Source organism: Burkholderia sp. Ac-20384 (genome assembly GCF_017104605.1).
In the GTDB taxonomy this organism is placed as follows: domain Bacteria; phylum Pseudomonadota; class Gammaproteobacteria; order Burkholderiales; family Burkholderiaceae; genus Burkholderia; species Burkholderia lata.
On the sequence record NZ_JAAGPE010000315.1, the window covers coordinates 1 to 9,878 of the forward strand.

Sequence of the window (9,878 nt, forward strand, 5' to 3'; positions counted from 1 at the left end):
TGCCCGCGCGCGGCGCCCAGAACAGGTACGCCGACGCGGTAGCCGACGCGACGAACACGGCCAGCACGAAATACGACACGGCCGAGGCCCGCAACGCAAAACGCTGCGGACGCCCGGCCGGAGCATCGAATGGACTCGTCAAGCGATTGCGGCGTCAGACGCGCTTGAACACCAGCGTGCCGTTGGTACCGCCGAAGCCGAAGTTGTTCTTCACGGCAACGTCGATCTTCATGTCACGCGCGGTATTCGCGCAGTAATCGAGATCGCACTCCGGGTCCTGGTTGAAGATGTTGATGGTCGGCGGCGACACGTTGTTGTGCAGCGCCAGCACCGTGAACACCGATTCGAGGCCGCCCGCGCCACCCAGCAGGTGGCCCGTCATCGACTTCGTCGAGTTCACGACGATCTTGTACGCATGCTCGCCGAACGCCGCCTTCACCGCGTCGGACTCGTTCTTGTCGCCCAGCGGCGTCGACGTGCCGTGCGCGTTCAGGTACTGGACCTCGTCCGCGTTCACGCCGGCGTCGCGCAGTGCCGCGACCATGCAGCGGCGCGGGCCGTCCATGTTCGGCGCGGTCATGTGGTACGCGTCGCCCGTCATGCCGAAGCCCGAGACTTCCGCGTAGATCTTCGCACCGCGTGCCTTCGCCGCTTCGTACTCTTCGAGCACCATCACGCCGGCACCCTCGCCCAGCACGAAGCCGTCGCGGTCCTTGTCCCACGGACGGGATGCGCTGGCCGGATCGTCGTTGCGGGTCGACAGCGCACGCGCTGCCGCGAAGCCGCCGATGCCGAGCGGCGACACCGTCGATTCGGCGCCGCCCGCGACCATCACGTCGGCATCGCCGGCCTGGATCAGGCGCGCTGCGAGGCCGATGCTGTGCAGGCCGGTCGTGCAGGCCGTCACGGCCGCGAGGTTCGGGCCCTTCAGGCCGAACATGATGCTCAGGTGACCCGAGATCATGTTGATGATCGAACCCGGCACGAAGAACGGCGAAATCCGGCGCGCGCCGCGATCGACGTAGGTCTGGTGCGTATCTTCGATCATCGGCAGGCCGCCGATGCCGGAACCGACCAGCACGCCGATGCGTTCCGCATTGGCTTCGTTCACTTCCAGCCCGCTGTCCTTGATAGCCTGGACGCCGGCGGCGATGCCGTAATGGATGAACGTATCCATGTTCCGGGCTTCCTTCGCCGGGATGTACTCCTCGGGAACGAAACCCTTCACTTCGCCTGCGAAGTGGACGGCGAGGTTCGACGGATCGAACTTCGTGACGGTGGCAATACCGGACTTGCCGGCGACGAGATTGGCCCAGCCGTCGGCAACATTATTGCCAACAGGCGAAATCAGCCCCAGGCCTGTAACAACAACACGACGGCGGCTCACGGTAACCTCTTTTCCATTATTGGATGACAAAAACAAAAGCCACAGTGGCCACAGGAACCAGCCCTGCGAGCCCTGTGGCTGTTAGTCCGTCCGGCGCGAAGCCGGCAGGATGGCGCGTCAATCGCGAAGATCGCGGCGACGTGGCGGACAAGCGCGAAAGGCGCTCGTTACGCCTTGACGTTTGCGCGAGCGTAGTCGATCGCTTGCTGAACGGTCGTGATCTTCTCTGCTTCTTCGTCCGGGATTTCCATGCCGAACTCGTCTTCCAGAGCCATCACCAGTTCGACCGTGTCGAGCGAGTCGGCGCCCAGGTCGTTCACGAACGAAGCTTCGTTCTTGATCTCGGCTTCTGCGACGCCCAGTTGTTCAGCGACGATCTTCTTGACACGTTGTTCGATGTTGTCCATTACCCCTCCGAGGGAAAGTTCAGATTTACAAGTGCGCGCATTTTATCAGGTTTGCTGACGCCAAAACGCACGTTGGCTTGATGGTCGATCAAGCGCCGATCCGCCTGAAAATCGGGATACGGCGCGGATGGTAAACGAAAATCGTTACGACATGTACATGCCGCCGTTCACGTGCAGCGTCGTACCGGTGATGTAACCGGCTTGCGGCGATGCGAGGAACGCGACGGCATGGGCGATGTCTTCCGGGCTGCCGAGGCGGCCGAGCGGAATCTGGGTCTTGAGCGCGGCCTGCTGTTCTTCCGGCAGCGTCTTCGTCATGTCGGTGTCGATGAAGCCCGGCGCCACGCAGTTCACGGTGATGCCGCGGCTGCCGATTTCGCGCGCGAGCGCACGCGTCATGCCCGCCACGCCGGCCTTTGCAGCCGCGTAGTTGACTTGACCCGGGTTGCCGGCCGAGCCGACCACCGACGTGATGTTGATGATGCGGCCGCCACGCGCCTTCATCATCGGGCGCAGCACCGCACGCGACAGGCGGAACACCGACTTCAGGTTGGTGTCGATCACCGCGTCCCAGTCCTCGTCCTTCATCCGCATCGCGAGCTGGTCCTGCGTGATGCCCGCGTTGTTGACGAGCACGTTCAGTGCGCCGAATTCCTTCACGGTCGCGTCGATCAGCGCCTCGGCGGCGGCTGCATCGTTGACGTTCAGCACCGCACCGCGTCCCGTGACGCCCGCTTCCGCGAACGCCGCGGTAATCGCAGCAGCGCCCGATTCGCTCGTCGCCGTGCCGATCACCGTCGCGCCCAGGCGCGCGAGCTCGAGCGCGATCGAACGTCCGATACCGCGCGATGCGCCGGTGACGATCGCAACCTGTTTATCGAGAGTCTTGTCCATGAATCGAATATCCGTCTCTTGAGAAAAGGCGCCGCGTCAGGCGGTCACCAGCTTGAGCGCTTCGTCGAGCGAAGCCGGATCGAATACCGACGCGCCCGTCAGGTTGCTGTCGATACGCTTCGTCAGGCCGGCGAGCACCTTGCCCGGACCGCATTCGATCACGTGAGTGACACCCGTGCCGGCGATGTGCTGCACGCACTCGACCCAGCGCACCGGGCCCGCGGCCTGGCGCACCAGCGCATCCTTGATCGCAGCCGGATCGCTGACCACGGCGACGTCGATGTTGTTGACGACCGGAATCTGCGGCGCCTTCACGTCGACGTTCGCGAGATAGTCGCGCAGCTGGTCCGACGCCGGCTTGAGCAGCGACGAATGGAACGGCGCCGACACCGGCAGCGGCAGTGCGCGCTTCGCGCCCTTCGCCTTCGCGATCTCGCAGGCCTTTTCGACCGCGGCCTTGTTGCCTGCGATAACGACCTGCGCGGGGGCATTGAAGTTCACCGCTTCGACAACGCCCGCTTCCGCGGCTTCGGCGCAGACCGCGCGCACCGTGTCGTCATCGAGGCCCAGGATCGCGGCCATGCCGCCCTGGCCGACCGGCACGGCCGTCTGCATCGCCTGCGCGCGGAAGCGCACGAGCGGCACCGCGTCCTTGAACGCGAGCGCGCCGGCAGCGACGAGCGCCGTGTATTCACCGAGGCTGTGGCCGGCGACGATCGACGGCGCCGGGCCGCCTGCCTGCTGCCACGCGCGATAGCACGCATAGGCTGCGGTGAGCATCACGGGCTGCGTGTTGGTGGTGAGGTTCAGGTCCTCGACCGGGCCTTCGGCGATCAGCTTGCCGAGATCCTGATTGAGTGCATCGGACGCTTCCTGGACCGTCTCGCGCACGATGGCCAGATCGGCGAATGCGTTGAGCATGCCGACCGCCTGCGAGCCCTGCCCCGGAAATACGAATGCAAATTTCATATCGTCCCCAATTGAATCGATTCGGACGGCGCGCACGAACGGCGCGCCGATGGGATCCGCGCGCAGCAATCGCGCGCTGCGGATCAGATCAGTAGCGGAAGACCGACGCGCCCCAGGTGAAGCCGCCGCCGACGCCTTCGATCAGCACGTGCTGGCCGCGCTGGATGCGACCGTCGCGCACCGCGGTGTCGAATGCCAGCGGGATCGACGCAGCCGACGTGTTGCCGTGCTGGTCGACCGTCACGACCATGCGCTCCTGCGGCAGGCCGAGCTTGCGGCAGGTGCTGGTCATGATGCGGATGTTGGCCTGGTGCGGAATCAGCCAGTCGATCTGCTCGGGCGCGAGATTCGCCTTCGCGAGCGCCTCGATCGCGACCTTTTCGAGCACGTTGACCGCGAGCTTGAACACGGCCTGCCCGTCCATGTACAGGAACGCGCTGCCTTCGATCACGCCGCGGTTGACGTTGCCCGGCGTGCAGAGGATGTGCGAATAACTGCCGTCCGCGTGCAGTGCGCTGCCGAGCACGCCCGGCTCTTCCGACGCGGACAGGATCACCGCGCCCGCGCCGTCACCGAACAGCACGCAGGTCGTGCGGTCCTTGAAGTCGAGAATGCGCGAGAACGTCTCCGCACCGATGACAAGCGCCGTGCGATGCTGGCCGCTGCGGATGAAGCTGTCGGCCGTCGCCATCGCGTACGCGAAGCCCGAACACACGGCCTGCACGTCGAATGCCGCGCCGCCGTTCTTGATGCCGAGCTTGTTCTGCAGCAGGCACGCAGTGCTCGGGAACACGAAATCGGGGGTCGAAGTCGCGACGATGATCAGGTCGATCGACTGCGGATCGATGCCGGCGGCTTCGATCGCGCGACGTGACGCCTCGAGCGCGAGGTCGCTGGTCGTGACGTCCGGTGCGGCGAAATGGCGCGCATGGATACCCGTGCGCGCAACGATCCATTCATCGCTCGTCTCGATGCCTTCCTTCGCAAGACGATCGGTCAACTGCTGGTTCGTGACGCGGTCAGGCGGCAGGTAGCTGCCCGTGCCGAGCACGCGGGAATAGAGAGTCGATTGGGCCATTTATGCTTTAGAGGATTGCGCAGCGGAAGGTTCGGCGTGATGGCCTGCGGCGGGGCTTGCATGGCCCGCGCCGCCCGCGTTGTGTTCGCCATCGCCGAGCGACACTGAATTATCCGCCATCGCGCGCGCGAGGCGCTCCAGCACGCCGTTTTTGACGGCATCATACCCGCGTTTGATCGCCCACTCAAACGCGTAGGCATCGGCCGAACCGTGGCTCTTGATCACGAGGCTTTTCAGCCCCAGCAGCGCCGCGCCGTTGTACTGGCGGTGATCGACGCGCTTCTTGAAACGCATCAGGACAGGCAGTGCGAGCAGCGCCATCAGCTTCGACATCAGCGAACGGCCGAACTCCTCGCGGATGATGTCCGACAGCATCTGCGCAAGCCCCTCGGACGTCTTCAGCGCGACATTGCCGACGAAGCCGTCGCACACGATCACGTCGACCGTGCCCTTGTAGATGTCGTTGCCTTCGACGTTGCCGCGGAAATTGAGCGTGCTGGCGCGCAGCAGTTCGCCTGCGCGCTTGATCGTCTCGTTACCCTTGATCACCTCTTCGCCGATGTTCAGCAGGCCGATCGTCGGACGCTCCTTGCCTTCGAGCGCGGCCACGAGCGCGTGCCCCATTTCCGCGAACTGCAGCAGGTGCTGCGGTTCGCAGTCGACGTTCGCGCCGAGGTCCAGCATCATCGTGTAGCCGGTCGGGTTCGGCAGTGCGAACGCGATCGCGGGCCGCTCGATGCCGGGCAGCGTCTTGAGTACGTAACGGGAAACGGCCATCAGCGCGCCGGTATTGCCGGCGGAGATGCAGGCCTGCGCCGCGCCTTCCTTGACGTGGTTGAGTGCGACGCGCATCGAAGAATCCTTCTTCTTGCGCAGCGCCACTTCGACAGGGTCGTCCATCGCCACGACTTCGGTGGCGGGAACGATGGTCAGCGCGGGATCGTCGAGGGCTTTCAGCTTTTTCAGCTGAGCGCGGATCGCGCTTTCGATGCCGACGAGCATCAGGTGCGCATCGGGATGCGCGCGGACGAACTTGACTGCCGCGGGAACGGTCACGGACGGGCCGTGGTCGCCTCCCATGCAATCGATTGTGAGCTTTACGGTCATGGAATGCGACGAATTTCAGGCACAAAAAAGCGGCAGATGAATGCCGCCTTTTTGTCGAGCCAGGAAAGTGTCAAGCGAACCAGTTGTCACGCGAACGGCAAGCGTAGCGCGCAACGCGTGACTTGACGCTTAGTCGTTCTTCGTCTTGACGACTTTCTTGCCGCGATAGTAGCCGTTCGGGCTGACGTGGTGACGCAGATGCACTTCACCCGTGCTCGGCTCGACTGCCAGCGGCGCTGCCGTCAGGAAATCGTGCGAACGATGCATGCCGCGCTTCGACGGCGACTTCTTGTTTTGCTGGACTGCCATGACTAACTCCTAATTGATTTTCCGGATTCTAACACAGCCCGATCCGGCGCTTAACTACCCTGGCCCAAAGCCTTTACGCCTTCCCGCGCCACAACTGCTTAGTGTTTCTTGGTGCCGTCACCGTCCTTCTTCAGCGCTTCCAGCGCTGCGAACGGATTCGGCCGTTTGCCTTCGTCCCCGGCTTCGTCGGACTCCTCGTCCGCCTCTTCCGCGGGACCGCTCGCACCCGACACGAGGCTTTCGTGAACTGCCGGGCAAACCTCGTGCTTGGGCACGAGCGGCAACGAAAGCAGCAATTCCTCTTCGATCAAGTCGACGAGATCGAACTGGCGTGAGCCCACGATCACATCGGCTTCATCGTCGTCGAGCGGAAATTCTTCAGCTTCTTCTTCGGTCGCAACCACCCGGTACGTCATGTCGACGCCGAACGTCTGGTCGTACGGGGTCATGCAGCGCTGGCACGTGAGCCACGCATGGCCGTGCACCGCAAGCCGCAGATACGGCTGCTGCCCATCGGCGCCGTCGTCCTGCAACTCCTTCTGGGTGAACCCTTCCGCCTGCCATGTGAAGACCGTGTCGCGATCTGGCGCGTCCGCAGGCACTTCGTTTAACATGCGCGGCAGTTGCGAGAGGTGCACCGCACCTGCTGCCTGCCGCCCGCTGCGGGCGAACTCGAACAGGTCGATTGCATGCGGATCAAGCGCCGCAGCCGGTTTGCCAGAAGAAGTGTTCATGTGCGCTCCTGCCTACAGGCTGACTTGCGAATCCGGCTTGGTACCGCTCGCGTACGGCTCATCCGCAGATGACGTACTTTACTTCCGAAGACCCGGCAGGCGCCACCACACGAAAGCCTGCCGACGAAAAGCGGGAAAGCATACCTGTTTTACCTTTTGCGGTCAATCACTTAAGCTTGCGTCCGCGCAACGCCGCGCAATACCCGACGACTCACCGATCCAACCGACCATGCCGGATACCGTTTGCCGCCCGCCGCGGCTGATTCTTGCCTCCAGTTCACGCTACCGCCGCGCGCTCCTCGAGCGCCTCGGCATCCCCTTCGACGTCGTGTCGCCCGACCTCGACGAAACCCCGCACGACGGCGAAACGCCGGCGGCGACCGCCCTGCGCCTCGCCGCCGCGAAAGCGCGCGCCGTCGCAGCCACGATCGACGCGCCGGACGGCGTGCTCGTGATCGGGTCGGACCAGGTCGCGACCTTCGACGGCCTCCAGATCGGCAAGCCCGGCACCCATGAGCGTGCGCTCGCGCAACTCGTGTCGATGCAGGGCCGCGAAGTCGAATTCCACAGCGCACTCTGCCTGTACGACAGCCGGACGGGCGAAGCGCAGGTCGAGGACATCGTCACGCACGTGCGCTTCCGCTCGCTGCCCGAGGCCGAACTCGACGCGTACCTGCGCGCGGAAACGCCGTACGACGTCGCCGGCAGCGCGAAGTCCGAAGGGCTCGGCATCGCACTGCTCGACGCGATCGACTCGAACGACCCGACCGCCCTCGTCGGCCTGCCGCTGATCGCGCTCACGCGCATGCTGCGCGCCGCCGACTATCCGTTGTTTGCAACCACCCGTGGAGACCGCGCATGACCGCCGGCACGCTTTACCTCGTCCCGAACACGCTCGGCGAAGGCGACGAATCGATGCTCGCGGCCGTCCTGCCCGCGGCCGTTCAGGCCCGCGCCGGCACGCTCGGCTATTACATCGGCGAGAACGCGAAGACGACGCGCGCGTTTCTGAAGAAGATCGGCACGACGCGCCCGATCCAGGAAATCGAGATCAGCGAACTGAACGTCAATACGCCGGCCGGCGCCATCGACCGGTTGCTCGCACCCATCCTGGCCGGTGCGGACGCCGGCCTCGTGTCCGAAGCCGGCTGCCCGGCCGTCGCCGATCCCGGTGCCTTGCTGGTGCGCCGCGCGCACGAGCGCGGCGTGAAGGTCGTGCCGCTCGTCGGGCCGAGTTCGATCCTGCTCGCGTTGATGGCATCGGGCCTGAACGGCCAGAGTTTCGCGTTCAATGGCTATCTGCCGGTCGACGCGGCCGCGCGCGCGAAACGCCTGCGCGAACTTGAGCAACTGTCACGCAAGGCGCGCCAGACGCAGATCTTCATCGAAACGCCGTACCGGAATCACGCGATGCTCGACACGCTCGTCGCGACCTGCGCGCCGTCGACGCAGATCTGCGTCGCGGCCGACCTGACCCTCCCGACCGAGACGATCGCGAGCCGTACCGTCACGGACTGGAAAAAGGCGCCTGCGCCGAATCTGCACAAGCGCCCTGCGATCTTCCTGCTGCTGGCGAACTGAACGCAACAGGCGATCCGCCACGTGAACGGCGGGCCATCGCGGCCCGCCCGCCTCCGCTCTGGTCAGCGCAAGCTGACCGACGCGCCGCCGGCCGTCAGCGCCTTCATCGCGGCGCCGCCGACGGCCGCGCCGAACTTGCGCGCGACGCGGTTCGTCAGGCTTTCCTTCACCGTATAGTCGACGAGATCAGGCGCCTTCAGCACGTCGCGCGCGACCGTGTCGGTCGTGCCGTAGCCGTCTGCCAGCCCGAGCTCGACGCTCTTCTCGCCGGTCCAGAACAGGCCCGAGAACATGTCGGGCGTCTCGTGCAGCCGCTTGCCGCGGCCGTCCTTCACGGCCTTGATGAACTGCGCGTGCACCTGGTCGAGCAACGCCTGCGCATGCGCGTCCATCTTCGGCGTTTCCGGCGAGAACGGGTCGTAGAAGCCCTTGTTTTCACCCGACGTATGCAGGCGCCGCTCGACGCCGAGCTTGCCCATCAGGCCAGTAAAGCCAAACCCGTCCATCAGCACGCCGATCGAGCCGACGATGCTCGCCTTGTCGACGAAGATCTTGTCGGCCGCAGACGCGATGTAATAGCCGCCCGATGCGCACATGTCGGTCACGACGACGTACAGCGGCTTGTCCGGATACTTCGCGCGCAACCGGCGAATCTCGTCGTACACCATCCCGGCCTGCACCGGGCTGCCGCCCGGGCTGTTGATCCGCAGCACGACCCCGGCCGTGCCGTCGTCGTCGAACGCGGCATCGAGCGCCGTGTTGATGTCGTCGGCGTTTGCGTTGACGCCGGCCGCGATCTCGCCGTCGATCGTCACGAGCGCCGTATGCCGCCCGCTCGACGAGAACTTCGAATCGCTCGAGAAATCGATCAGCGCGAACGCGAACAGCACGAACACGGCGAGGAACGCGAAACGGAAGAAGATCTTCCAGCGCCGCGCCGCGCGCTGCTCCTTCACGGCCGCGAGCGCGATCCGCTCGAGCGCCGCACGCTCCCAGTTCGGTTCACGGCTGTCGGGACGGGAGGAGGAATCCGGGGAATTCGGTTGGTCGGCCATGCAGTGTTGTCGTTAGTCGGTCGTGGCGGGAACGGCGGGACGCAGGTCGGCGTCGGGCACCCAGAATACCGCACGCCCGTCGGACGTGTCGCGCTCGTCGACCTCGACTGGCCGCAGGCGGCCGCCACGGCACGGGCCGCCGACGCACTTGCCGGTGTTCGGCTCGTAGATCGCGCCATGCGTCGCGCACATCAGGTAGAGGCCCGACGATTCGAAGAACTGCCCTTCGGCCCAGTCGAGCTCCATCGGCACATGCGCGCAGCGATTCAGGTAACCGTACGCCTGGCCCTCGTAGCGCACGAAGAACACGACGGCCTGCTCGCCGCGCAGCGTCGCGTCGACGCGCACGCCGGCGCC

12 protein-coding genes are annotated in these 9,878 nt (G+C 65.1%); 2 read left to right on the forward strand and 10 right to left on the reverse strand.

What is annotated here, in order from left to right; genetic code table 11:
* Positions 1-154 precede the first annotated feature (154 nt).
* From fabF to G3O00_RS35380, 8 genes are all read right to left on the reverse strand, one after another.
* A complete protein-coding gene (gene fabF / locus G3O00_RS35345) occupies positions 155-1,387 on the reverse strand; it encodes a beta-ketoacyl-ACP synthase II (RefSeq protein ID WP_011351406.1) in 1,233 nt (410 codons plus the stop codon).
* Between the two features lie 167 nt (positions 1,388-1,554).
* Positions 1,555-1,794 (reverse strand): acyl carrier protein, encoded by a 240-nt coding sequence (acpP, locus tag G3O00_RS35350; RefSeq protein ID WP_004197638.1) that lies wholly within the window; start codon positions 1,792-1,794, stop codon positions 1,555-1,557.
* A gap of 144 nt (positions 1,795-1,938) precedes the next feature.
* Complete coding sequence (fabG, locus tag G3O00_RS35355; RefSeq protein ID WP_006476504.1) at positions 1,939-2,688, reverse strand: 3-oxoacyl-ACP reductase FabG; 750 nt, start codon at positions 2,686-2,688, stop codon at positions 1,939-1,941.
* Positions 2,689-2,724: 36 nt separating this feature from the next.
* Positions 2,725-3,657: an ACP S-malonyltransferase gene (gene fabD, locus G3O00_RS35360; protein ID WP_174934592.1), complete on the reverse strand. Its 933-nt coding sequence runs from the start codon at positions 3,655-3,657 to the stop codon at positions 2,725-2,727.
* Positions 3,658-3,745: 88 nt separating this feature from the next.
* Complete coding sequence (locus G3O00_RS35365) at positions 3,746-4,735, reverse strand: beta-ketoacyl-ACP synthase III (protein ID WP_011351403.1); 990 nt, start codon at positions 4,733-4,735, stop codon at positions 3,746-3,748.
* Complete coding sequence (gene plsX / locus G3O00_RS35370; RefSeq protein WP_174934588.1) at positions 4,736-5,842, reverse strand: phosphate acyltransferase PlsX; 1,107 nt, start codon at positions 5,840-5,842, stop codon at positions 4,736-4,738.
* Between the two features lie 129 nt (positions 5,843-5,971).
* Entirely contained in the window at positions 5,972-6,151 is a 180-nt protein-coding gene (rpmF, locus tag G3O00_RS35375; RefSeq protein ID WP_006051932.1) for a 50S ribosomal protein L32, read from the reverse strand.
* Positions 6,152-6,249: 98 nt separating this feature from the next.
* Positions 6,250-6,885 (reverse strand): DUF177 domain-containing protein, encoded by a 636-nt coding sequence (locus G3O00_RS35380; protein ID WP_206145762.1) that lies wholly within the window; start codon positions 6,883-6,885, stop codon positions 6,250-6,252.
* 229 nt (positions 6,886-7,114) lie between these two features.
* On the opposite strand from G3O00_RS35380, the gene G3O00_RS35385 reads away from it, so the two are divergent.
* Together G3O00_RS35385 and G3O00_RS35390 are read left to right on the forward strand one after the other, a co-directional pair.
* The gene (locus G3O00_RS35385) at positions 7,115-7,747 is read left to right on the forward strand and encodes a Maf-like protein (RefSeq protein ID WP_011351400.1); all 633 of its coding nucleotides are present in this window, start codon (positions 7,115-7,117) and stop codon (positions 7,745-7,747) included.
* The gene (locus tag G3O00_RS35390; protein ID WP_011351399.1) at positions 7,744-8,466 is read left to right on the forward strand and encodes an SAM-dependent methyltransferase; all 723 of its coding nucleotides are present in this window, start codon (positions 7,744-7,746) and stop codon (positions 8,464-8,466) included. Before G3O00_RS35385 ends, G3O00_RS35390 begins: the two co-directional genes overlap by 4 nt.
* 62 nt (positions 8,467-8,528) lie before the next feature.
* Here G3O00_RS35390 and G3O00_RS35395 read toward each other — a convergent pair whose 3' ends face one another.
* Both G3O00_RS35395 and G3O00_RS35400 read right to left on the reverse strand, forming a co-directional pair.
* Positions 8,529-9,521, reverse strand: a complete 993-nt coding sequence (locus tag G3O00_RS35395; RefSeq protein ID WP_043181957.1) for a S49 family peptidase — start codon at positions 9,519-9,521, stop codon at positions 8,529-8,531.
* Positions 9,522-9,533: 12 nt separating this feature from the next.
* A partial coding sequence (locus G3O00_RS35400; RefSeq protein ID WP_206145763.1) for a Rieske 2Fe-2S domain-containing protein occupies positions 9,534-9,878 on the reverse strand: 345 nt, incomplete at its 5' end.

Excerpts from the sequence above, each read along its gene's own strand:
- G3O00_RS35365 (WP_011351403.1), bottom strand. The coding sequence starts at position 4,735 with ATGGCCCAATCGACTCTCTATTCCCGCGTGCTCGGCACGGGCAGCTAC.
- G3O00_RS35390 (WP_011351399.1), top strand. The coding sequence starts at position 7,744 with ATGACCGCCGGCACGCTTTACCTCGTCCCGAACACGCTCGGCGAAGGC.
- acpP (WP_004197638.1), bottom strand. The coding sequence starts at position 1,794 with ATGGACAACATCGAACAACGTGTCAAGAAGATCGTCGCTGAACAACTG.
- plsX (WP_174934588.1), bottom strand. The coding sequence starts at position 5,842 with ATGACCGTAAAGCTCACAATCGATTGCATGGGAGGCGACCACGGCCCG.
- G3O00_RS35380 (WP_206145762.1), bottom strand. The coding sequence starts at position 6,885 with ATGAACACTTCTTCTGGCAAACCGGCTGCGGCGCTTGATCCGCATGCA.
- G3O00_RS35395 (WP_043181957.1), bottom strand. The coding sequence starts at position 9,521 with ATGGCCGACCAACCGAATTCCCCGGATTCCTCCTCCCGTCCCGACAGC.
- rpmF (WP_006051932.1), bottom strand. The coding sequence starts at position 6,151 with ATGGCAGTCCAGCAAAACAAGAAGTCGCCGTCGAAGCGCGGCATGCAT.
- G3O00_RS35385 (WP_011351400.1), top strand. The coding sequence starts at position 7,115 with ATGCCGGATACCGTTTGCCGCCCGCCGCGGCTGATTCTTGCCTCCAGT.
- fabG (WP_006476504.1), bottom strand. The coding sequence starts at position 2,688 with ATGGACAAGACTCTCGATAAACAGGTTGCGATCGTCACCGGCGCATCG.
- fabD (WP_174934592.1), bottom strand. The coding sequence starts at position 3,657 with ATGAAATTTGCATTCGTATTTCCGGGGCAGGGCTCGCAGGCGGTCGGC.